17 protein-coding genes are annotated in these 21,937 nt (G+C 70.4%); 11 read left to right on the top strand and 6 right to left on the bottom strand.

Annotated elements, in window-relative coordinates:
- The first annotated feature begins 17 nt into the window (after positions 1-17).
- Entirely contained in the window at positions 18-1,412 is a 1,395-nt protein-coding gene (locus JN22_RS23940; protein ID WP_085556274.1) for a PleD family two-component system response regulator, read from the top strand.
- A 33-nt stretch (positions 1,413-1,445) separates the two neighbouring features.
- Here the strand turns inward: JN22_RS23940 and JN22_RS23945 are convergent, their stop codons facing one another.
- Complete coding sequence (locus tag JN22_RS23945) at positions 1,446-4,991, bottom strand: DEAD/DEAH box helicase (RefSeq protein ID WP_085556275.1); 3,546 nt, start codon at positions 4,989-4,991, stop codon at positions 1,446-1,448.
- Positions 4,992-5,146: 155 nt separating this feature from the next.
- Complete coding sequence (locus JN22_RS23950) at positions 5,147-5,860, bottom strand: phosphatase PAP2 family protein (RefSeq protein WP_085556276.1); 714 nt, start codon at positions 5,858-5,860, stop codon at positions 5,147-5,149.
- Between the two features lie 248 nt (positions 5,861-6,108).
- Between JN22_RS23950 and JN22_RS23955 the strand changes: the two genes are divergently transcribed.
- Genes JN22_RS23955 through JN22_RS23965 form a run of 3 tightly spaced genes read left to right on the top strand, consistent with a single transcriptional unit; the run spans position 6,109 to position 8,034 of the window.
- Positions 6,109-7,017 carry an AraC family transcriptional regulator gene (locus JN22_RS23955; RefSeq protein ID WP_085556277.1) on the top strand — a complete coding sequence of 303 codons (909 nt, stop codon included), beginning with the start codon at positions 6,109-6,111 and terminating at the stop codon, positions 7,015-7,017.
- Between the two features lie 10 nt (positions 7,018-7,027).
- A complete protein-coding gene (locus tag JN22_RS23960) occupies positions 7,028-7,732 on the top strand; it encodes an AzlC family ABC transporter permease (RefSeq protein WP_085556278.1) in 705 nt (234 codons plus the stop codon).
- Positions 7,732-8,034 carry an AzlD domain-containing protein gene (locus JN22_RS23965; RefSeq protein WP_085556279.1) on the top strand — a complete coding sequence of 101 codons (303 nt, stop codon included), beginning with the start codon at positions 7,732-7,734 and terminating at the stop codon, positions 8,032-8,034. Before JN22_RS23960 ends, JN22_RS23965 begins: the two co-directional genes overlap by 1 nt.
- Before the next feature lie 31 nt (positions 8,035-8,065).
- Here the strand turns inward: JN22_RS23965 and JN22_RS23970 are convergent, their stop codons facing one another.
- Together JN22_RS23970 and JN22_RS23975 are read right to left on the bottom strand one after the other, a co-directional pair.
- Positions 8,066-8,287: a hypothetical protein gene (locus JN22_RS23970; RefSeq protein WP_085556280.1), complete on the bottom strand. Its 222-nt coding sequence runs from the start codon at positions 8,285-8,287 to the stop codon at positions 8,066-8,068.
- Between the two features lie 41 nt (positions 8,288-8,328).
- On the bottom strand, positions 8,329-8,622 hold the full coding sequence (locus tag JN22_RS23975; protein WP_085556281.1) for a hypothetical protein: 294 nt from the start codon (positions 8,620-8,622) through the stop codon (positions 8,329-8,331).
- A 187-nt stretch (positions 8,623-8,809) separates the two neighbouring features.
- On the opposite strand from JN22_RS23975, the gene JN22_RS23980 reads away from it, so the two are divergent.
- The 5 genes from JN22_RS23980 to uvrB all read left to right on the top strand — a co-directional run bounded on the left by JN22_RS23980 (position 8,810) and on the right by uvrB (position 17,370).
- Complete coding sequence (locus tag JN22_RS23980; protein ID WP_085556282.1) at positions 8,810-11,452, top strand: glycosyltransferase; 2,643 nt, start codon at positions 8,810-8,812, stop codon at positions 11,450-11,452.
- Between the two features lie 232 nt (positions 11,453-11,684).
- The gene (locus tag JN22_RS23985) at positions 11,685-13,412 is read left to right on the top strand and encodes a solute carrier family 23 protein (protein ID WP_085556283.1); all 1,728 of its coding nucleotides are present in this window, start codon (positions 11,685-11,687) and stop codon (positions 13,410-13,412) included.
- 151 nt (positions 13,413-13,563) lie between these two features.
- Positions 13,564-14,706 (top strand): phosphotransferase family protein, encoded by a 1,143-nt coding sequence (locus tag JN22_RS23990; RefSeq protein ID WP_085556284.1) that lies wholly within the window; start codon positions 13,564-13,566, stop codon positions 14,704-14,706.
- The gene (locus tag JN22_RS23995) at positions 14,706-15,089 is read left to right on the top strand and encodes a DUF6285 domain-containing protein (protein ID WP_085556285.1); all 384 of its coding nucleotides are present in this window, start codon (positions 14,706-14,708) and stop codon (positions 15,087-15,089) included. The genes JN22_RS23990 and JN22_RS23995 overlap by 1 nt, the downstream gene beginning before the upstream one ends.
- A gap of 139 nt (positions 15,090-15,228) precedes the next feature.
- On the top strand, positions 15,229-17,370 hold the full coding sequence (uvrB, locus tag JN22_RS24000) for an excinuclease ABC subunit UvrB (protein ID WP_085556286.1): 2,142 nt from the start codon (positions 15,229-15,231) through the stop codon (positions 17,368-17,370).
- Positions 17,371-17,625: 255 nt separating this feature from the next.
- Here the strand turns inward: uvrB and JN22_RS24005 are convergent, their stop codons facing one another.
- Positions 17,626-18,189, bottom strand: a complete 564-nt coding sequence (locus tag JN22_RS24005; RefSeq protein ID WP_085556287.1) for a hypothetical protein — start codon at positions 18,187-18,189, stop codon at positions 17,626-17,628.
- Positions 18,190-18,325: 136 nt separating this feature from the next.
- Positions 18,326-20,941: a glycosyltransferase family 2 protein gene (locus tag JN22_RS24010; protein WP_085556288.1), complete on the bottom strand. Its 2,616-nt coding sequence runs from the start codon at positions 20,939-20,941 to the stop codon at positions 18,326-18,328.
- A gap of 353 nt (positions 20,942-21,294) precedes the next feature.
- Between JN22_RS24010 and JN22_RS24015 the strand changes: the two genes are divergently transcribed.
- Both JN22_RS24015 and JN22_RS24020 read left to right on the top strand, forming a co-directional pair.
- The gene (locus JN22_RS24015) at positions 21,295-21,708 is read left to right on the top strand and encodes an HIT domain-containing protein (RefSeq protein ID WP_085556289.1); all 414 of its coding nucleotides are present in this window, start codon (positions 21,295-21,297) and stop codon (positions 21,706-21,708) included.
- 56 nt (positions 21,709-21,764) lie between these two features.
- Positions 21,765-21,932 (top strand): hypothetical protein, encoded by a 168-nt coding sequence (locus JN22_RS24020; RefSeq protein WP_179166215.1) that lies wholly within the window; start codon positions 21,765-21,767, stop codon positions 21,930-21,932.
- Positions 21,933-21,937 lie beyond the last annotated feature (5 nt).

A 21,937-nucleotide genomic window follows, 5' to 3' on the forward strand; every position in this document is an offset into this window, starting at 1 on the left:
CGGGATCTGATCGCTCCATGTCCGCGCGTGTCCTTGTCGTCGATGATGTTCTGCCCAACGTGAAGCTGCTCGCGGCGAAGCTGACGCGCGAGTACTTCAACGTCATCACGGCCTTCAACGGGCCGGAGGCGCTGGAGGCGGTGCGTCGGGAATCGCCGGACATCGTCCTGCTCGACGTCATGATGCCGGGCATGGACGGGTTCGAGGTGTGCGAGAAGATCCGCTCCGACCCCGCGACGATGCACATCCCGGTGGTGATGGTGACGGCGCTGTCCGACGTCGCCGACCGCGTGCGCGGGCTGGAGGCCGGGGCCGACGATTTCCTGACCAAGCCGGTCAACGACATCGCGCTGTTCGCGCGGGTCCGCTCGCTCGTCCGCCTGAAGATGATGATGGACGAATGGCGCCTGCGCGAAACCACGTCCGGCCAGTTCGGGGTGATCGAGCGCAGCGGCACGCTGCTGAACGAATCCTTCGAGCGGGCGCGCGTCCTGGTGCTGGAGGATTCGGCGCTCGACCTCGACAAGGTGACGGAGACGCTGCTGCGCGACCACAACAGCGTCACGGCCGCCGACAGTTGCGCCAAGGCGTTGGAGCGGGCGCTGTCCGGCGAGTTCGACCTCGTGGTCATCAGCCTGACCCTGCTGAACGAGGACGGCCTGCGGCTGTGCTCGCAGCTCCGCTCGCACGAGCGGACACGGCAGGTGCCGATCCTGCTGATGGTGGACGAGGGCGACCTGAACCACGTCGCCAAGGGGCTGGAGCTCGGCGCCAACGACTACGTCATCAAACCGATCGACCGCAACGAGCTGCTGGCCCGCGCCCGCACCCAGATCCGCCGCAAGCGCTACCAGGAGCGGCTGCGCTCGAACTACGAGCAGAGCCTGTCGATGGCGCTGACCGACAGCCTGACCGGCGTGTTCAACCGCCGCTATGTCAACGCCCATCTGCCGCGCCTGCTGGAGCGCGCCATCGACAGCCACAAGCCGGTGTCGGTGCTGATGTTCGACATCGACCATTTCAAGGTGGTGAACGACACCCACGGCCACGCCATCGGCGACGAGGTGCTGCGCGAGGTGTCGGCGCGGTCCAGCCGCAACCTGCGCACCTTCGATCTGGTCGCCCGGCTGGGCGGCGAGGAGTTCGTCGTCATCCTGCCCGACACCGACGGGGAAGCGGCGCTGATCGTCGCCGAGCGGCTGCGCCAGCGCATCGCCGACACGCCCTTCGTCGTCTCCGCCGCCGACGCGGCCGAGATCTCGGTGACGGTCTCGATCGGCATCTCGGTCGGCGGGCTGCTGGGCGATACGGCGGAAGGGCTGATCCGCCGCGCCGACGAGGCGCTCTACGAGGCCAAGCGCTCGGGCCGCAACTGCGTCATCGCCGACGCGCGGGTCGATCTCGCGGGGTGATTCCCCGGTCTCCCGCTCCGCAAGAGGGCCGGTTTACGGTTCGCTTCCCAGCAGATAGTCGATGTCGCCGCCGTCGAGCGCGCTGACCAGACCGGCGCCCTCGATGGTCGCGGCGGACAGGCTGCCCTTGCGGCGCTGGAGGTCGATGATGCGTTCCTCCACCGTGTTGGCGGCGATCAGCTTGTAGACGAACACCGGCTTGTCCTGGCCGATGCGGTAGGCGCGGTCGGTCGCCTGGTCCTCGGCCGCCGGGTTCCACCACGGGTCGTAATGGATCACCGTGTCGGCGGCGGTCAGGTTCAGGCCGCGCCCGCCCGCCTTCAGACTGATGAGGAAGACCGGGACCTCGCGGTTCTGGAAGCGGTTCACCGGCTCCGCCCGGTCGAGCGTGCGGCCGGTCAGCTCGACATAGGGGATGGCCGCCTTCTCCAGCTCGATCTTGATCAGGTCGAGCATGGTGGTGAACTGCGAGAAGATCAGGATGCGGCGGCCTTCGGGCACCATTTCCCGCACCATCTCGGTCAGCGCCTCCAGCTTGGCGCTTTCGCGGGTCTTCGCCCCGGCCGGGTTGCCGGCGCCGATCTTCAGCAAACGCGGGTCGCAGCAGACCTGACGCAGCTTCAGCAGCGCGTCGATCACCGTGATGGCGTTGCGGCCCAGCCCGCCGCCCGACCCGTTCCCTTGCCCGCCGACGGCGAGCGCCGCGCGCACCGTCTCGTTCACCGACAGGCGGATCGTCTCGTAGAGGTCGCGCTGGTCGCGGTCGAGGTCGATGCGGACCACCACCTCGGTCTTCGGCGGCAGCTCCTTGGCGACCGCCTCCTTGGTGCGGCGCAGCAGGAAGGGGCGGATGCGGCGCATCAGCAGGTTGGCCCGCGTGTTGTCGCCGCGCTTCTCGATCGGCACGCGATAGCGCTTGCCGAACTCCTTGCGGTCGCCGAGCAGGCCGGGCATCAGGAAGGCGAACTGGCTCCACAGCTCGCCGAGGTTGTTCTCCACCGGCGTGCCGGACAGGCAGAGCCGGTGCCGCGACTGCAACGCCGCCACCGCGCGGGTCGCCTTGCCGTCCGGGTTCTTGATCGCCTGCGCCTCGTCCAGCACCAGCATGTGCCAGTTCAGCCGTTTCAACAGGTCGACGTCGCGGGCGACGACGCCGTAGGTCGTCACCACGATGTGGGCGCGGTCGAGGTCGGCCAGCTTCTCGTGCCGGTCGAGCCCGTGCAGCACCACCACCCGCAGGTGCGGGGTGAAGCGTTCGGCCTCGGCGACCCAGTTCGGCACGAGGCTGGTCGGCACCACCACCAGACAGGGGTCGGTCAGCCGCCCCTCATGCTCCTCGGTCGCGATGTGGGCGAGGGTCTGGGCGGTCTTGCCCAACCCCATGTCGTCGGCGAGGATGCCGGCGACGTCGTTGGCCCGCAGGCTCTGCATCCAGGCCAGCCCGGCGCGCTGGTAGTCGCGCAACTCGCCGCGGAAGCCGGGGGGCGGCTCCATGTCGCCCGCCAGCTCGCTGTCGCGCAGCCGCTTCAGGTAGCCGTCGATCTGCGCCGTCTCGCCGGTGCGGCGGGCGATCAGATCGTCGATGTCGAGCAGCGAATCGGCGTCGGCCAGCGGCACCTTCAGCTTGTCGCCGGCGGGGCGGCCGCTGCTCAGCATGGCGTCGAGCACGCTCATCAGCCGCTCGACCCGCTCGGCCGGCAGGGCCAGCACGTTGCCGTCGTCCAGCACGATGTGGGCGCGCCCGTCGATGACGCGGGTGGCCGACAGGCCGCCGCGCTCCACGAGCTGGGCCAGGATGGGCAGCAGCGGCCGGCGTTCGCCCTCGATCTCGACCCCGACGTCGAGGTCGAACCAGCCGTCGCCGGCGTCGCGCACCGCGACCTCGACGTCGGCGCCCGGCTCGATGACCTTGGTGCCGAAATCGGCGCCGATCTCCACCGTCCAGCCGTCCCTGGTCAGGGCGGGGACCTCGGTGGCGAGGAAGGCGCGCCAGCGCTCCTCGACGTCGCGGCCGGTCAGCCAGTGGACACGGGTGCCGCGCGCGTTCAGCGAGCCCTTTGGCGGCTCGATGCGCGCCTGGGCGAAGCCGAGGCCGGACAGCCGGTCGAGCGCCGCCTGCTCCTCCGCCTTGGCGCGGCGGACGAAGGTGACGTTGCCGCGTGCGTCCTCGAAGCGGGCGAACTGGCGCTGGTCGTCGGGCTCGATCTCGGTCGTCTCGCCGGGCGCCTCGTCCGATGGATTGCCGGGCCGGTCGTCCGGGTCGCCGTAATCGAAGGACAGGCGCAGCACGTCGACCAGCCCATCCGACGGCGTCACCACCCGGCCGAGCCGGGCGATGATCCGGGGCGAGCGCTCGACGATGTCGGCCGCCTCGGCGGCGCCGCTGCGCACGCCGGGGATGCCGCTCTCGCGGAAGGAGGGAGGGGCCGGCGCGAGACGGGGCGGCGGGGCCGGGGCGTGGCGCGACGGGGCGAACAGCCGCGACACCGGCTGGCCGGCGGGCCTGGGGTCGGGGGCAGCGGCCGGTGCGCCCGGCTTGGCCTTGGGCACCTCGACCACCTGGAGGTCGACCGGGAAGACGCTGCCGGTCGCCGAATCGACGCACCAATAGGACTGGCCCTTCACCAGCACGCTGCGCTCGGGCAGGCCGGTCGGGCGCAGCTTGCGGGTCGCCGGGTCGCGGAAGGCGCGGACGACGCGGCCGGGTGCCTCGGTCAGCGGGGTGCCGTCGCGCCAGCGCAGCCGGCCGGTGGCCAGCAGGCGGCGCAGAAGACGGTCCACCGCCTCGCCCCGGCTCTTGGCGACCGGGGTGCGCGTCGAGCCGCCGCCGCCCAGCAGCCGGGCGATGGCGCGGTCGGCGTCGCCCTCCATGTCGCGCGGGGCCTTGGCGAGCACGTCGCGCGGGGTGGCCGGGTCGAGTTCGCTCCGCCCCTCGGTCACGAAATCGGCGGAGATGTGGCAGGCGACCTCGCCCTGTCCGGGCTCCAGCGTCCAGCGCAGGCTGCGCGCCGGTGCAGGGGCCGGTGCTGGCGGGGGCGCTGCCGTCGGCCGTGGTGCCGCCGATGCGGGGCGGATCAGCGACAGGGGCGGCGAGGGCGGTTTCGCGGCGAACGGAGCGGCCGTCCGGGACGGGGTGGCGTCGGTCGGAACCGGAGCCGCGGGCTGCGGCTGCGCCTGAACCGGGGCGGCGGCCGGAGGCGGCGGGGGAGGGGAGGCGGGACGGTCGACCAGATCGAACAGCGACGCCTTGCGCCATTCCGGCCGGGTCTCCAGCGCCATCATCGCCGCCGCCGCCATATGGGCGCAGGCGTTGCGGCCACAGGTGCAGGTCCGCTCCAGCACGACGCCGCGCTTGCCCTGGGCCGGCGTGATCGTCACCGCCAGCCGGCGGCCGAGGTCGTTCACCTCGGCCTTGATCTGGCCGGTTCCCGGATCGCCGAGCAGCACGGCGCCGGTCATGATCAGGGTGCGCCCGCGCTGCACGGTCTTCGCCTCGAAGACACGCGTCAGGTCCTCCTGGGCGAAGGGGACGACGGCGCCGGCCGAAGGGCCGCGCGGCAGGGCATCGAACAGGGACATACGCGGTAAACGCCGAAAAACCGGAACGAAACAAAAACGGGCGGCTGGTATAGGCCCTTCCGACCGTCATCGCAAGCGCGGTGCCGGACAGGGCCGGCGGACCGGCCGCCGGAAACGCGGAAGGGAGGTGATAGCACAGGATCGCCGGTCCGGCATCACCGCGCTTGGAAATAGATGTCTTGTCCGGAGCTGTCCTGCCCGGAGACCCCTTGCCCATGGATGGGCTGTCCGAAGGCGGCGACGCGGGGAACCCCGCACAGTCCGGTTTCGGTGCGCAGCTCGGCGGCGAGCGTCCGGATGCTGGATTCGATGATCGACGGATCGCCGGCCCGGACCATGCCGGCCAGCCCGAGCGCCACCGCCGCCAGCAGCAGCGGCGGCATGCGGGGGCGCGCCGGCGGCAGCGCCCGGCCGCTCCACAGGAAAAGCCCGACCGTCAGCCCGCCGACCAGCAGTCCGGCGACGACCTCGGCGGCGGAGTGGGCGGAGACCAGCACGCGCGAGACCGAGATCGCCGCAACCAGCCCGACGGTCGCCAGCAGGATCAGGCCGCGCCAGCCGGGCGACCCGGCGCCGCGCGCCGCCAGCGCCCCGACGGAGCCGTAGAAGATCGTCGCGAAGGCGGCGTGCCCGCTCGGGCTGACGAAGCGGTCCTCGGGCAGGAAGGGGAAGGGCGGCAGGCCGCAGCCGTGGCCGAACAGCTTCAGGCCCGCCATCACGCCCAACCCCAACCCGGCCGCGGCCAGCCAGCGCAGCGCCAGCGGCGCCGAATGGCGGCGCCACAGCAGGGTGGCGTAGAGCGCCGACAGCGGCATCAGCAGGGTGCTGCTGCCCAGATGCGTGACGGCGTGGGTCATGGTGGCGATCATCGGCGGTCCCGGTTCTCGTGAAGGCAGGCGCAAACGACCGCGCCAACTCTCTCGCTCAGGTCATGCCCGGTCTTGGTCCGGTCATCCACGAGCGCCCTTGAGATTTGCGCGCGGATGCCCGGCACAAGGCCGGCGTGACGGAAAGGCGAATGGGGCGGTGGTTCCCGCAGGTTTTCTGTCCGCAGCCGGCCCGGCCGGCCGCAATCCTGTCCAAGACGACGGTGTTGCCGGGCTGTTAGAGTATAGCGATGGATCAGCACGCCGCCCTCACCGAATCCCTGGCCCACCCCCTGGGCTCGGCCCCGACGGCGCGGGGGGAGTACGCGCGGCTGTGGCGTGAATCGCGCTTCGACCGCATGGAGTGCCTGAACGCGCGGTTCGAGCAGCATGCATACGCGCCGCACACCCACGAGACCTATGTCATCGGCGTGATCACCGCCGGGACCGAGCTGTACCGTTACCGGGGCGTTCTCCACAGCGCCGTCGCCGGGGATGTCGTCGTCCTCAACCCGGACGAGCTGCACGACGGTCGACCGGCCGGCGACGGCTTTGCCTACCGCATCTTCTACCCGCCGGTCGCGCTGCTCGAGCAGACGCTGGCCGACGCGCTCGGCCGCCCGGCCCGGCCCTCCTTCACCGACACCATCCTGAAGGACCCGGAGCTGTTCCGCGTCATCCAGGCGCTGCATCGCGGCCTGGAGGAACCGGGGGGCGACGCCCTGCGGCTGGAAACCGACGCGCTGCGCGCCTTCGCCGCAACGGCGCTGCGCCATGGCGACCTGACGGCCCGGCCGCGCCCCGCCGGCTCCGAACCGCTGGCGGTGCGGCGCGCCCGCGACTATCTCGACAGCCATCTCGACGCGGCGGTCGAGCTGGCTGACCTCGCCGAGGCGGTGGGGCTGAGCCGCTTCCATCTCCTGCGGGTGTTCCGGGCGGCGGTGGGGACGACCCCACACGGCTACCTGACCGACCGCCGGGTGCATCGCGCCAAGGAAATGCTGGGCGGCCCGCTGCCGCTGGCCGAGATCGCCGCCGCCTGCGGCTTCTGCGACCAGGCGCATCTGAACCGGGTGTTCAAGGCGCGGGTCGGGGTGGCGCCCGGCCAATACCGGCGCGGCAGCAATCCTGTCCAAGACGGGCGGAGCGCCGCCGCCTAGCTTGCGGGGCATGAACGCTCCATCCTCATCCCCTCCGGTGCCCGCCCGGCGCGAGTTCGCGCTCGGCGCCGTCCACGCCCTGCCCATCGTGGTGGGGGCCGTTCCCTTCGGGCTGCTGCTCGGCAGCCTCGCCGCCAAGGCCGGCATCTCGCCGCTGGAGATGGGGCTGATGAGCGGCCTCGTCTTTGCCGGCAGCTCGCAATTCGTCGCGGTCGAGCTGTGGAGCAAGGGCGCCGCCGGGGCGGCCGTCGCCGGAAGCATCCTGCTGGTCAATCTGCGGCACCTTCTGATGGGGGCGACGCTGGCGCCACGTCTGGCCGGCCGGCCGAAGCTGGGGGTCGGGGCGACGCTGTTCCTGATGACCGACGAGGTGTGGGCGCTGGCGCTGCGCCGGGGCGAGGCGCTGACCTTCGCCTATTGGTTCGGGGTCGGGCTGACGCTCTATGTGGCGTGGCTGGCGAGCACGGTCGCCGGCACGCTGGCCGGCGCGCTGATCGCCGATCCCGCCGCCTGGGGGCTGGACTTCACCTTCATCGCGGTCTTCCTGTGCCTGCTGGCGGGCTTCTGGAAGGGGGTGGGATCGCTGCCGCCCTGGCTGGCGAGCGGGGCGGCGGCGCTGGGCGTGCACGCGCTGATGCCAGGCGGACCCTGGCACATCGTGGCCGGCGCGCTGGCCGGCGGCGCCGTGGCCGCGTGGCGGGGGAGGGCGTCGTGATGGATGGACCGATCGACGGCGCGCTGCTGGCGGTGATCCTGGCGGGGGCGCTGGCGACCTGGCTGACGCGAGTCGGCGGCCCCTGGCTGATCGCGCGGATCCGGCTGGGGCCGGCGGCGAGCGCCGCCCTGGAGGCGACGCCCGGCGCGGTGCTGGTGGCGCTGGTGGCGCCGGCGGCGCTGTCGCGGCCGTCCGACGCGCTGGCGGCGGCCTTCGTGTGCCTGATCGCCCGGCGCGTGCCGATGGCCGTTGCCGTGGTGGCGGGCGTGGTGGCCGTCGTGGTGCTGCGACGGGTGATGTGAACGCCTTCTTCCGTTCCGGAAGAGGGCGCTGTTACCTCTCGGCGCCGTTGTCGCGCAGGGCCTTGTCGGCCTTCCGCTGGTCCTCGGCGGCTTCGCGGGACATCTCCTCGCCGATGCGCGGATCGATGCGCTTGGCTTCCTCGATCAGCTCGCGGGCCTTGCGGGGGTCGCCCTCGGCCGCGCGGTCCAGGGCCTCCTCGGCGATCTCGTGGGCCTTCTTGTGCTCGGGCGTCTGTTCATGCCTGGTCGTCATCGTGGCGTCTCCTTGCGTTTGTTCGGTTGCGGCGCGCTCGCTCAATGCAGCAGTCCGTTGCGCCGGGCGGTCGAGGGCGGAGAGGGGCGGGAGGCGCCGGCATCGTCGCCGTCCTCCCCGGACATCCTCTCGTCGATGGTCGTGTCGGCGGCGTCCTGCATGGCCTCGGCCTGCCGGCGGATCGCGTTGGCGCGGTCGCGGCAGTCGGCCTCGTGGCAGTTGGCCTCGATGAAGGCGGCCGCCTGCTCGGTCACCGCCAGGGTTTCGAGAACCTCGTCCATCGTGTCCTCCAACGCCTCGACGTCGATCTGCTCGTCGCTTTTCGGGTCGGTCATTGGGGGCTCCCATCCTGCTTCCGTGTGGTTTGCGGATGCCTTCAGCCAACAGGAAGGGGCAGCGCGGGTTCCCGTTTTGGCGCTGCACAAAAATTTTGGAATGGCTGGGAATAGATCGCCGCCGCCCCTCGTTGATGCGGGTGTCCGGTGGCGCACGGCCACCTCAATTAGGGCATCGCGAACTCCCATGAGCAACCCGAAGAACCCGATGCGGTCCGCTGCCATCGCCGCCGCGCTGCTGGCCGTGACCGCCGGCCACGCGTCCTTCTGGTCCTGGCGCAACGCGCCGACGCCGGTGGAGGCCGAGCCCGGACGCATCGAATCGGTGTCCTACTCGCCGTCCGGCCGGGATTACGATCCCAACCATTCCCCCGTCGTGCCGCGCGCCGAGCTGGAGAAGGACATGACCGCCATCGCCGGCTTCGCCGACGGGGTGCGCACCTACTCCACGCTGGGTTCGCAGGGGCAGGTTCCCGAGATCGCCGTGTCCAAGGGCCTGGACGTCACCATCGGCGTCTGGCTGAGCAAGGACATGGCCCGCAACGAGCAGGAGGTCATCCGCGCCATCGCGCTGGCCAAGACCGTGCGCGGCATCAAGCGGATCGTCGTCGGCAACGAGACCCTGCTGCGCGCCGAGCTGACCGACGCCGAGCTGGCCCGCTACATCCAGCGGGTGCGGGCCGCCGTTCCCGCCTCGATCAAGGTCGGCACCGCCGACGTCTGGTCGGAGATGGTCAAGGCCAACGCCACGGTGAAGGCGTCGGACTTCATGGGCGTCCACGTCCTGCCCTATTGGGAAGGCGTGCCGGCCGCCGACGCGCTGACCTGGATCCGCGACCGGCTGGACACCGTGCGCAAGTCGCACCCCGGCAAGCCGCTCTATGTCGGCGAGGTCGGCTGGCCCTCGGGCGGCGAGAATTTCCACGACGCCTTCCCGACGCCGGAGGCCCAGGCCGCCGTCGTGCGCGGCTTCGCGGCGGAGGCCAACGCGCTCGGCATCCATTACAACGTGGTCGAGGCGTTCGACGGCATCTGGAAGTCGACCATCGAGGGGTCGCCCGGCCCGAGCTGGGGAGTGCTCGACGCCGACCGCGCGCCGAAATGGTCGCTGACCGGGCCGGTCGCCGCGTCCCATGGCGAGAAGGTCGGCGCCGGGGTGGCGATCGCCGTCGGCCTCGCGCTGTCGCTGTTCGTCGCCTTCCGCCGCCGGACCAACACCGGCTTCGCGCTGGCCGCCTCGCTCGGCGCCAACGTCATCGGCTTCGCCGTCGGCTCGGCGGTGGCCGGCGCCTACGCCGAGTACCTGACCTTCGGCGCGCTGACCACCTGGGGCTCGGCCTTCGCGCTGGGCGCCCTGATGATGAGCGTCGCCTTCGCCGATCTGGTCGACGTCGCCCGCCGGCTGCTGACCGGCCGCGCCCCGGCCCTGCTGCCGCGCGCCGTCCCGGCCGCCGGCTCCACCGGGACCGACCACAAGCCGATGGTGTCGATCCACGTCGCCGCCTGCCGCGAGCAGCCGGACGTGCTGGGCGCCACGCTGACCTCGCTGTCGCGGCTCGACTACCCGAACTACGAGGTCGTCGTGCTGGTCAACAACACCGAGGAGGAGCATCTCGTCCGCCCGGTGGAGGAGCTGTGCAAGGCGCTCGGCCCGAAGTTCAAGTTCCACTGGTACAAGAAGATTTCCGGCTTCAAGGCCGGCGCCCTGAACGCCGCGCTGCGCCACACCGATCCGGCCGCCGAGATCGTCGCCGTGCTCGACGCCGACTACACCGTGTCGCGCGACTGGCTGTCGAAGCTCGCCCCGGCCTTCGCCGACCCGTCGGTCGGCATCGTCCAGGCCCCGCAGGAGCACCGCGACGGCCATGAGACGGCGCTGAAGGCCGCGATGACCGCCGAGTATCGCCCCTTCTTCGACGTCGGCATGCAGGAGGGGCTGTCGAGCCAGGCCTTCATCTGCCACGGCACCATGATCATGCTGCGCCGCTCCGCCATGGAGCAGGTCGGCGGCTGGTCGGAGGCCAGCATCTGCGAGGACACCGAACTCGGCCTGCGCATCCTGTCGGCCGGCTACCGCGCCGCCTACACCGACGAGCGGCTGGGCGAGGGGCTGGCCCCCGACAACTTCATGCAGTTCCGCAAGCAGCGCGACCGCTGGGTGTTCGGCTCGACGCAGATCGTCCGGGCGCACTGGACGAAGTTCCTGCCGGGCGCCAAGGGCCTGACCGCCGGCCAGAAGCTGGGCTACGTCACCAACTGGATCCGCTGGTGGTCCGACGCGGTCGGCGCCTTCGCCGCGGTCGCCGCCGTGGTCTGGACCTTCGCCTCGCTGGTCCTGCCGCTGCACCTGCCGCCGGTCGCCGCCACCGCCGCCGTGCTGGGCGCCCTGGTCCTGCGTGCCGGGTCGAGCCTGCTGGCCTCGCGCTACGCCTCGGGCAACTCGTGGAGCCACAGCCTGGGCGCCTGCGCCGTCGGCATGGCGCTGTCCACCACGGTGGCTCTCGCCGCGCTGCGCGGTCTGGTCCGCAGCAAGGACGCCTTCCGGGTGACGGCCAAGGGCGGCAAGCGGTCGAAGGGCGCCTTCTGCGCCCGGCCGGAGGCTATCCTGTCGGTGGCGCTGATCGCCGCCTCGGCCACCGCCGCCCTGGTCAACCCGCTGGGCACCCTGGCGCTGGAGCTGTGGTCGATCCTGCTCGCCGCTATGGCGGTGCCCAACCTGATGGCGGTCGGCTTCGCCGTCGCCGACATGCTGCCGGTCCGCGAGGCCCGTCCGGCGTCGGCTCCGGCCACGGAGCAGACCTCCACCGCCTCGCAGGCGATCGCCGCCTGACCGTTCCGGCCGATCCTTCCTTTGTGCCTCTCACCCCCGCCCGCAAGGGCGGGGTTTTTTTCTTGCGCGGGGCTTTTCCAATGGTGACGCTCAAGGATTGCCTTTGCATTCCCCGGAGTGCGATTTTACAGAGTGGTTGCGCCAAAAACTCCAACGCTTTGGTTGCTCCAGCCCCGCCGCCGCACCCGTCCGCCCCTCCGGCGGCCGGGTCCTCAACGGAACGATTCCATCGATGAGCGACCGCCCGCAGAATCTTCTGTACGCCCTGGACGAGCGTCCCCCGGCCCGCGTCACCGCCGTTCTGGCGATGCAGCACATGGTGCTGGGGCTGATGATGATCATGTACCCGGTGATCATGGCCGCCGAGATCGGGCTGGACGGCGACGCCACCAGCGCCTTCGTCACCACCGCCATCCTTGCGGTCGGGCTGGCGACGATCCTCCAGGCGACGCCGGTCGGCAGCGGCTTCCTCGCGGTGGCGCTGCCCAACCCGGTCATCATGCCGGTCTTCATCGCCACCGCGCGCTCCGGCGGGCTGGGGGCGGCGGCCGGCACGCTGGCGGCCAGCGCCGTCCTCCAGCTCGGCCTCGCCAAGCTGCTGCCGCGCCTGCGCTCCTACCTGCCGCCGGAGGTGTGCGGCGTGTCGGTGCTGATGCTCGGTGTCTCGATGGTGAAGGGGGCGGGGGAGCGCGCCGTCGGCTACCAGCCGGGTGTCGGGCCGGGCGGCGATCTGGTGGACGCGCGGGCGATGGCGGTGGCTGGCACGACGCTGGCGGTCATCATCGGCCTGTCGATCTGGGGCAAGGGGCGGGTGCGGCTCTACGCCATGCTGGCCGGCTGCGCCGCCGGCTACGGGCTGGCGCTGTGGTTCGGGCTGATCGACGCGGCGGCGCTGGCGCGGGTCGCCGACGCACCTCTGCTGGCGCTGCCGGTCCCCGCCTTCCCGCGTCTGTCGGTCAGCCTGGAGGCGCTGCTGCCGATGGTCATGATCATGCTGATCTCGGTCATGGACGGGGTCGGCTGCATCATCACGCTGGACAGGATGAACCGGGCGCACTGGTCGCGCACCGACATGCCCAAGGTCAGCCGCGGCGTCTTCGCCGAGGGGCTGGCCAGCCTCGCCAGCGGCCTGTCGGGCGGCAGCAGCGTCGGTTTCTCCTCCGCCAACATCGGGTTGGAGTTCGCCAGCGGCGTCACCGCGCGGGTGGTCGGGCTGGCGGCGGGGGCGGCGCTGATGGCCGCCGCCTTCGTGCCGAAGATCACCGCGGCGCTGATCCTGATGCCCGGCCCGGTGATCGGCGCCGTGCTGATCTACACCGCCGCCTGCCTGATCACCGCCGGCATGGACCTGATCATGTCGCGCATGATGAACGACCGCCGGGTGATGGTGGTCGGGCTGTCGGTGATCCTCGGCGTCAGCGTCACGGCTCTGCCCGGCCTCTACCACGGGGTGCCGGGCTGGATCGCCCCAATCTTCCATTCCGAGGTGACGGTGGCGGCGCTGGCGGCCCTGCTGCTCAACATGCTGTTCCGCATCGGCGTCCGCCAGCGTGCGGCCTTCGACTACGACCCGCGGACCATGCGCTCGTCGGAGGTCCACGACTTCTTCGAGCGGCAGGGCGGCGTCTGGGGCGCCCGGCGCGAGGTGGTCGCCCGCGCCGTGCTGGCGACGCTGGAGGCCATCGACGTGCTGACGCGCGAGGGGCTGGCCCGCGAGACGGTGCGGATCGACGCCAGCTTCGACGAGCTGAACCTCGACGTGCTGCTGCGCTACCGCGGCGGGGCGCTGTCGGTGACCGACGAGGCCGTCGACGTCGCCGACCTGCTGGATGTCGACGACGAGACGCTCGACCGCCACATGCGCGGCATCGCCGGACGCCTGATCAAGCGGGCCGCCGACCGGGTCGTCGCCTCCGCCAGGGGGGAGAACAGCCAGCTTCTGCTGCACTTCGCCCACTGATCGCCCGCGCATCGAAGAATCCGGCGGGATGGCTTCGGAAAAAACGGAGAAGGGGGCCGGCTTGCCCCCACTCCCACCAAGGTCAAACTTGCCGGGTTTCGCGCTTCGTGCCTACCATCGCCGATGAGAGGTTTGAACAGGGGAGCAGGCCGTGCATGTCGCGAACCCGTCTCTTGCGTTGCCGAACGTCGTGCTGACCGATGAAAGCCTCGGCCGTCTTTCGGGCTGGCTGGCCGTGCAGACCGGAGCCTCCCGCGTCACGGTGACCGACGAGGGGCGGCTCGGCGGCGGGGCGGTCGCGTTCAACCTCGCCCTTATCCTGGACGTCGACGGCGGTCCCCGTGCCGGGCGCCACGCCTGCGTGCTGCGGGCGGAATCCGCCGGTCGACTCGCCGCCAGCATCGGCAGGCGGCGCGAATTCGCCGTGCTGTCGGCGGCCGTCGCCGGCGGCGTGCTGGCGCCGGAGCCGCTGTTCTTCTGCGACGACCCCGGCGTTCTCGGGCCGGATTTTCTCATCATGCGGCGGGCCGAAGGCGGCGGCGGCTTCAACGTCGTCAAGGCCGACGCGCCGGAGCCGGAGCTGGCGCGGGAGCTGGGACGCCAGCTCGGGCTGCTGCACCGGGTGATGCCCGGCGCGCCCGGGTTGGAGCGACTGCCCGAGCCGCCGGCCTGTCCGGCGCAGGAGGCCATCGCCCAGCTCCGCGACTGGATCGGCGACCTGGCGCGACGCGATCCGGTGCTGGCCTGGGGCCTGCGCTGGCTGGAGGTCAACGCGCCGCCGCCCGAGGCGGTGGTGCTGTGCCACCGCGACTTCCACGGCGGAAACTGTCTGGTCAAGGACGGCCGCCTCAGCGCGATCCTCGACTGGGAGTTCGCCGGCTTCGGCGACCCGATGGAGGATCTCGGCTGGTTCTGCGCCCGCTCCTGGCGTTTCCGCCGCCTCCATCGCGAGTCCGGCGGCAACGGCGACCGCGACGACCTCTACGCCGGCTACGAGGAGACCTCGGGACGCCGGGTCGATCCGCGGCGCGTCGCCTATTGGGAAACCGCCGCCTATCTGCGCTGGGCCGCCCTCGCCCTCCAGCAGGGGGAGCGTCACTGTTCCGGGGCCGAGCCGTCGCTGGAGCTGGCCCTGACCGGACGCAGGCTGCCGGAGATCGAGATGGAGCTGCTGCGTCACCTGCGCGCCCAGGGGCGGGCGAACAGGGCCTCCGGCCCGGCCCGGGAGACCGCCGCCACTCCTGCCGACCCGCCCGAGGCGGCGTCGGACGTCCCTGTCGAGAGGGTGGCCTGATGCGGACCGGCCCCGATGCCTTCGCCCTCCTCGACATCGCGCTGGCCACCCTGCGCGGCGAGGTTCTGCCCAACGTCGCGCCGGAGGGCCGTTACGCCGCGCTGATGGTCGCCGATGCGCTGGACATCGCCGGTCGGGAGCTGCGCGGCTTCGACGCCTCCGGCCACGCGATGCTGGCGGCGCTCGCCCCGCTCTACGGCGAGGACGCCGACGACACGCTGGCCGGCGACGAGCTGCGCACCCGCGTCGAGGCGTTGCAGCACCGCCTGTGCATCGAGATTGCCGCCGGCGATTTCGACCATGACGGCCAGGACGTGCTGATGGACGCGCTGGAGGCCATTGTCCGGGCGCGGCTGGTCATCGCCAACCCGAAGGCGGCATAACGGCCGGAAGGCTGGCGGGAGATGGCGGCAGCGCGGAGGTACCGGACAAGCCAGCGCTCGACAGACACCCCCGCCGCAGCCATATAATCGGTTCCTGTTCCGTACCTCCCGCACACACCGATCCGGACCGATCCGACCCATGGCCAGCCCCGTCCTGTCCGCCATTCCCGCCAAGCCGCTCGCGAAGCTGGAGCCCGGAAAGCCCTTCGCCATCGTGTCGGAGTATGTTCCGGCCGGTGACCAGCCGAACGCCATCGCCGAGCTGACGGCCGGGCTCGGCAACGGAGAGCGCGACCAGGTGCTGCTCGGCGTCACCGGCTCGGGCAAGACCTTCACCATGGCGCACGTCATCCAGAAGGTTCAGCGGCCGACCCTGGTGCTGGCGCCGAACAAGACGCTGGCGGCCCAGCTCTATGGCGAGATGAAGTCCTTCTTTCCGAACAACGCGGTGGAATACTTCGTCTCCTACTACGACTACTACCAGCCGGAAGCCTACGTCCCGCGCACCGACACCTACATCGAGAAGGAATCCTCGATCAATGAGCAGATCGACCGCATGCGCCACGCGGCGACCCGCTCGCTGCTGGAGCGCGACGACGTCATCATCGTCGCCTCGGTGTCCTGCATCTACGGCATCGGCTCGGTCGAAACCTATTCGGAGATGACGGTCGACATCCGCAAGGGCGAGGTGATCGCCCAGCCCGACCTGCTGCGCAAGCTGACCGAGCTGCAATACAAGCGCAACGACGCCGCCTTCGGGCGCGGCCTGTTCCGCGTGCGCGGCGACACGGTGGAGCTGTTCCCCGCCCACATGGAGGACCGCGCCTGGCGCATCTCCCTGTTCGGTGACGAGATCGAGGGCATCCACGAGATCGACCCGCTGACCGGCGAGAAGCTGGCGGCGCTGGAGGCGGTGCGCGTCTACCCCAACAGCCACTACGTCACCCCGAAGCCGACGCTCAACCAGGCGATCGCCCAGATCAAGAAGGACCTGAAGGACCGGCTGGAGGAATTCGCCGCCGAGGGCAAGCTGCTGGAGGCCCAGCGGCTGGAGCAGCGCACCACCTTCGACATCGAGATGATGGCGGCCACGGGGGCCTGCGCCGGCATCGAGAACTACTCGCGCTACCTGACGGGCCGGGCGCCCGGCGAGCCGCCGCCGACCCTGTTCGAGTATCTGCCCAAGGACGCCCTGCTGATCGTCGACGAGAGCCACGTCATGGTGCCGCAGATCGGCGGCATGTACCGGGGCGATTTGATGCGGAAGTCGACGCTGTCCGACTACGGCTTCCGCCTGCCGAGCGCCAAGGACAACCGCCCGCTGAAGTTCGAGGAATGGGAGGGGATGCGGCCGCAGACGGTCTTCGTCTCCGCCACTCCCGGCCCGTGGGAGATGGAGCGCACCGGCGGCGTCTTCACCGAGCAGCTCGTCCGCCCGACCGGCCTGATCGACCCGCCGGTGATCGTCCGCCCGACCGAGACCCAGGTCGATGACCTGATCGGCGAGTGCAAGGAGGTCGTCGCCAAGGGCTACCGCGTGCTGGTGACGACCCTCACCAAGAAGATGGCCGAGGCGCTGACCGAATACATGCACGAGGCGGGTCTGCGGGTCCGCTACATCCACTCCGACGTCGAGACGCTGGAGCGCATCGAGATCATCCGCGACCTGCGGCTCGGCGCCTACGACGTGCTGGTCGGCATCAACCTGCTGCGCGAGGGCCTGGACATCCCGGAATGCGCGCTGGTGGCGATCCTGGACGCGGACAAGGAAGGCTATCTGCGCTCACGGACCTCGCTGATCCAGACCATTGGCCGCGCCGCGCGCAACGTCGAGGGCCGCGCGCTGCTCTACGCCGACAAGATCACCGACAGCATGAAATACGCCATCGACGAGACGGCGCGGCGCCGCGAGAAGCAGCAGGCCTACAATCTGGAGCACGGCATCACGCCGGAGTCGGTCAAGAAGGCCATCGGCGACATCATGGAGAGCGTCTACGAGCGCGGCGACCATGTGACGGTGAAGACCGGCCTGAACGCCGGCGAACTGGTCGGCCACAATCTGAAGACGGTCATCGCCGACCTGGAGAAGCGCATGCGCGCCGCCGCCGCCGATCTGGAGTTCGAGGAGGCCGCCCGTCTGCGCGACGAGCTGCGCCGGCTGGAGGCGATGGATCTCGGGCTGGAGACGCCGGGCAGCATCGGCATCAGCAGCGCGCGGCAGGGGCGGGGCATTCCGGAAGGCGCCCCGAAGAAGCAGGGCCGGCGGCGCAAGGGGCCGTGAGGGGGCGTAGGTCGCGAGCTTTCCTCCGCCCAGGAGGGGGGAATGCAGGCGTCAGCATGAGCCCCTCTCCCTGAGGGAGAGGGGTTGGGGTGAGGGGGCGCAAGCTTGTCTTCCGCCTGCGGCGGATACCCCTCATCCCAACCAGCAGTGCCTACGGTCGCCTTTGGCGCCCTCCAGCCCCGCCCCACAAGGGGAGAAGGGCTTATCGTAGCGCCCAACGGGGGAAGGTCGGGATGGGGGCTCGTGGCGGGTGCCTCACACATCCATGATCGTGTGCGGCCTGAGCGCCCCGTCGATCGTCAGCAGAAGATGCAGATAGACCGCGATCTTGCGCGCCTGATCGGTGTTGCGGGCCAGACAGTCGCGCAGTTGCCGCGCCAGGATGGCGTTGTCCGCGGCGTCCTCCGGCGTGGCCTCGGCCGGGCCGCCGACGGCCGCCTGGACGATGTGGTCGTGATCGACCGGAACACCGGCTGACGGGGACTCCAGCAGCCGCTTCGTCAGCGTCTCCCCGTCGGCTTCGTGCGCAGGGGGCGGCGTGGCCGGCGGCGGACGGGCCGTCAGATGGGCGCGCAGGTTCGATTTCAGCCGCGCCCGCTGGGGCTCGTCCAGCCCGTCGAAGCGGTCGACCTCATCGAACAGCAGATCGTAGAGCCGCCGCCGCTGCGGGTTGGGCGGGTTGCGGTCGCGGCGCTCCTGGCGGGGGTTGCGCTGCTGCTCGCGCTCGGTGGCGCTGCCGGTCCGCTGGACGGCGGAGGTCGGGGACACCGTGGTCCGGCGGACGGTGAAGTCCGGTTGGCCAAAAAGGTTGCTCGCCATGGCCGACCTCCGGGGCAGTTGGTCCCTGGGATCCAGTCTGGCAGAGTTCAGGGTCCGGTCAAGCCGAACCAACGGCCGTCACGACCAACGGCGGCGTCTCCGCCGTTGGTCGTGGGCAGGGGGATCGATCGGCCGATCAGTCGGCGGCGCCGGTGCCGAGCGCGTCCTTGACCGGCTCCGGGCGGCGCTTGCCGAACTTCAGGTTGGGGAACACGTTGATCAGCGCGGTGATGAAGGCCGCGAGGTAGGGCAGGGACTGCACCACCAGCAGGCCCGACCACATGAAGGCGTCGCGGTTCTCATGACCGAACACCATCACGATTGCCAGCGCGGCGCCCCACAGCGACACCAGCAGCACCAGCTCCTCACGCGCCATCAGGAAGGCCTGCATCAGCGCCGGCTGGTCCTCGCACTTGGGCGTGCGGACGAAGGGGCGGCCCGAGGTGAAGATGCCGAGCCACATGGCGCGGCCGACCGTGTGGGTCAGCGCCATGCCCGCCACGGCGGCCCCCACCTTGTCCCAGAAGCCGCACTTCACCCGCGCCTCGTACAGCCACAGCGAGGCGCCGACCTTGAAGGCGAAGACGCTGAGCGTCGGGATCATGAAGACGTTGGGTGGGAACTCGAAATATTTCGGGAAGGCCATCAGCCCGATCGACCACAGGATGCCGGCGATGCCGAAGATCATGTGGGCGGCGTCGGCGAACCAGGGCAGCCAGCCGGTGATGAAATGGTACTTCTGCCCGGCGGTCAGCTCCTTGGCGCCCGGCGAGAGCTGCTTCCAATGGTGCTTGAGGATCTGCACGGCGCCGTAGGCCCAGCGGAAGCGCTGCGTCTTGTAGGCGGAGAAGCTGTCGGGGACGAGGCCCTTGCCGTAGCTCTCCGGCATATAGACCGCCTCGTACTTGTGCTCGAACAGGCGCAGGCCGAGGTCGGCGTCCTCGGTGATGCACCATTCGCCCCAGCGGCCGACGCCTTCCAGCGCCGACTTGCGGATGATGGTCATCGTGCCGTGCTGGATGATCGCGTTGCGCTCGTTGCGCTGGATCATGCCGATGTGGAAGAAGCCGGCGTATTCCCAGTTGATCATGCGCTGGAACAGGTCGCCTTCCCACTCGCGGTAGTCCTGCGGCGACTGCACGAAGCCGACCTCCGGCCGGCTGAAATGCGGGATGGTCGCCTTCAGCCAGTCGGGATGGACCTGATAGTCGCTGTCGATGACGGCGATGTGCTCGGCGTCCGGCGCGGTCTGGGCCAGCCCGAAATTCAGCGCGCCGGCCTTGAAGCCCGGCCAGTTGTCGAGATGGAAGAAGCGGAAGCGCGGCCCGAGCTGCCGGCAATACTCCTCGACCGGGCGCCAGACCGCCGGATCCTTGGTGTTGTTGTCGAGCAGCAGCACCTCGAAGTTCGGGTAGTCGAGCCGGGCCAGCGCGTCGAGCGTCTGGATGACCATGTGCGGCGGCTCGTTGTAGCAGGGCACATGGATCGACACCTTCGGCGCGTTGGGCAGCGGGGCGGCCGAACAGGGGATGAACTTGCGCTTGAACTTCGATTGCCAGACGACCTCGGTCAGCTCCATGCCGTCGATCAGCATGACCGCGAACAGCACGAGCTGGCAGAAGATCAGCAGGCCCCAGGCGATCTCGGTGGTGAGCGCGAGACCGGCGGCCGAGGCGGCGCTGACCGTGAAGACGAGGACGGAGGCGACGGCCTGGATCAGCGCGCCGTAGAAGATCTGCCCGCCGATCTTCAGGTCACCGCCGCGGCGCCACAGGAAGAATACCAGCGGCAGGAAGCCCAGCGCCACGGCGGTGGCGCATTTGACCTGCCAGTTGCGGACCTCCTGCACCCCGCCGATCATCGGGAACTTGGGGTTGCGCTGGAAGTCCCACAGGCCCCAGCTGGTGCCGGCGGTGCCCTCGATCTCCCGCTTCCAGGGCTGGTCGAAGGCCTCCATGATGAAGTAGTCGAGCTTGTTCTGGGCGGCGACGTTCAGGAAGTTGCGGATGAACTTCGCCTGGTTGACCTGGCTCGCCTCGGCGCCTCGGCGCCAGGGGCCGTCGGCCGGCCAGCCGATCTCGCCGATCAGGATGTGCTTGTTCGGGTATTTGGCCTTCAGCTCGTTGTAGCGGAACATGGCGTAATCGACCGACTGGTCGACCGGCACGCCTTCCCAGTAGGGCAGCAGGTGGACGGCGAGGAAATCGACCGCCTCGACCAGTTCGGGGTGCTTGAGCCAGACGTGCCACGGCTCGGCGGTGGAGACCGGGACGTTGACCTTCTTCTTCACCCGCTTGATGTAGTCGATGGCCTGCGGGACGGTGATGTCGGCGCGGAGGATCGCCTCGTTGCCGACCAGCACGCGGCGCACGTTGCTGTTGGCGCGCGCCAGCTTGATCAGGCCGGCGATCTCCGGCTCGTCGATCTCGGGCTTGCCGGCGATCCAGGCACCGGCCGTCACCGGCAGGCCGTGTTTGCGGGCGATGGGGGCGACCTGCTCCGATCCGTCGGTGGCGGAGTAGGTGCGCACCCCCTTCACGGCGCCGTCGAGCGCCACCATGTCCTTCTCGATGTCGTCGGCGGTCGCCTTGTCGCCCTTGGACGGGCTCTTGTCCGGATGGAACGGGGTGTAGCCGACGCCGTTGATGGCGCCCGCCCAGGAGCGTTCGGACACCGGGCGGTTCCACAAGGCCCAGGCCCCGACATTGCCGAGAATCACCAGGATCAGGACCGCAAACGCCGATTTGCGCATGTGAATCGTTCTCGCTCGCCGCACCAAGTTTCATCCGGACGCGGCGGCCGGTCCGCCGCGCCCACCGTCACAAAACCGAAAAGGCCCGCTGGAAATGGCGCAGGGGCAGCCATGCCGCCCCGACCATCGCCTCGGACCGAACCCGTTTCACCAGCAACCGAACCACGTCTGCGGAATGCTCTCTCTCGTGCGTCCCCGGCCGCCGGTCCGTTTCGGCGCTTGCTGCCGGGGGCGGTTGGGCTGAAGATCACGCCGCATCTATACAGGCTTCGCGGTCGCGCTGCCACTGCCGGCTTGAACAGGCAGCCATCCGCTTTATTCCGTCTTTGTCCGTCACGCGAAAGAGACAATCCATGGTGTCGCTGCACGAACGGCTTCAGGCCGACACGGTCCCGGTCCTCGATCTGGCGCTGTGCCGGGTGCTGCTGATGAACAACCGGGTCTGGCCCTGGCTGATCCTGGTGCCGCTGCGCGAGGGGGCGGTGGAGATGCATCGCTTGGCCGTGGAGGACCGCGCGACTTTGATGGAGGAGCTGGCGCTGGCCTCGCGGGTCGTCGAGCGGCTGTTCGCGCCCGACAAGCTGAACGTCGGGGCGCTGGGGAACATGGTGCCGCAGTTGCACATCCACGTCATCGGCCGGACGCGCGGCGATCCGGCCTGGCCGGGGCCGGTCTGGGGATCGGGCCACGCCGAGCCCTACGAGGCGGCGGAGCGCGACGCTCTGGTCGAACGGCTGGCGGCGGCGTTCCGGGCTCCGGCTGCGTGAGGGAAGCCGGTCGGCGCTGTTGAAGCCTCCGTCAACGACCAGAAGGAGGACGCGCCATGGCCGACCGCAAGCAGGACGCCCCGTCCGACGCCGCGCAGCGCATCGAGGACAAGCTCGTCGAGGAGACCGGCAAGGCATCGGGCGATCCCGACAAGCCGGTCGAGAGGAAGTGGGACGAGATGGGCGAGAAGCCGGAGATCAAACGGGAGAGCGGGCGGGCCTGACCCGG

It is taken from the genome of Azospirillum agricola (genome assembly GCF_020005195.1).
GTDB classification, from domain to species: Bacteria; Pseudomonadota; Alphaproteobacteria; order Azospirillales; family Azospirillaceae; genus Azospirillum; species Azospirillum agricola.

Excerpts from the sequence above, each read along its gene's own strand:
- uvrB (WP_085556286.1), top strand. The coding sequence starts at position 15,229 with ATGGCCAGCCCCGTCCTGTCCGCCATTCCCGCCAAGCCGCTCGCGAAG.
- JN22_RS24010 (WP_085556288.1), bottom strand. The coding sequence starts at position 20,941 with ATGCGCAAATCGGCGTTTGCGGTCCTGATCCTGGTGATTCTCGGCAAT.
- JN22_RS23970 (WP_085556280.1), bottom strand. The coding sequence starts at position 8,287 with ATGACGACCAGGCATGAACAGACGCCCGAGCACAAGAAGGCCCACGAG.
- JN22_RS23995 (WP_085556285.1), top strand. The coding sequence starts at position 14,706 with ATGCGGACCGGCCCCGATGCCTTCGCCCTCCTCGACATCGCGCTGGCC.
- JN22_RS23975 (WP_085556281.1), bottom strand. The coding sequence starts at position 8,622 with ATGACCGACCCGAAAAGCGACGAGCAGATCGACGTCGAGGCGTTGGAG.
- JN22_RS23965 (WP_085556279.1), top strand. The coding sequence starts at position 7,732 with ATGGATGGACCGATCGACGGCGCGCTGCTGGCGGTGATCCTGGCGGGG.
- JN22_RS23985 (WP_085556283.1), top strand. The coding sequence starts at position 11,685 with ATGAGCGACCGCCCGCAGAATCTTCTGTACGCCCTGGACGAGCGTCCC.
- JN22_RS23945 (WP_085556275.1), bottom strand. The coding sequence starts at position 4,991 with ATGTCCCTGTTCGATGCCCTGCCGCGCGGCCCTTCGGCCGGCGCCGTC.
- JN22_RS24005 (WP_085556287.1), bottom strand. The coding sequence starts at position 18,189 with ATGGCGAGCAACCTTTTTGGCCAACCGGACTTCACCGTCCGCCGGACC.
- JN22_RS24020 (WP_179166215.1), top strand. The coding sequence starts at position 21,765 with ATGGCCGACCGCAAGCAGGACGCCCCGTCCGACGCCGCGCAGCGCATC.
- JN22_RS23940 (WP_085556274.1), top strand. The coding sequence starts at position 18 with ATGTCCGCGCGTGTCCTTGTCGTCGATGATGTTCTGCCCAACGTGAAG.
- JN22_RS23955 (WP_085556277.1), top strand. The coding sequence starts at position 6,109 with ATGGATCAGCACGCCGCCCTCACCGAATCCCTGGCCCACCCCCTGGGC.
- JN22_RS23950 (WP_085556276.1), bottom strand. The coding sequence starts at position 5,860 with ATGATCGCCACCATGACCCACGCCGTCACGCATCTGGGCAGCAGCACC.
- JN22_RS24015 (WP_085556289.1), top strand. The coding sequence starts at position 21,295 with ATGGTGTCGCTGCACGAACGGCTTCAGGCCGACACGGTCCCGGTCCTC.
- JN22_RS23960 (WP_085556278.1), top strand. The coding sequence starts at position 7,028 with ATGAACGCTCCATCCTCATCCCCTCCGGTGCCCGCCCGGCGCGAGTTC.
- JN22_RS23980 (WP_085556282.1), top strand. The coding sequence starts at position 8,810 with ATGAGCAACCCGAAGAACCCGATGCGGTCCGCTGCCATCGCCGCCGCG.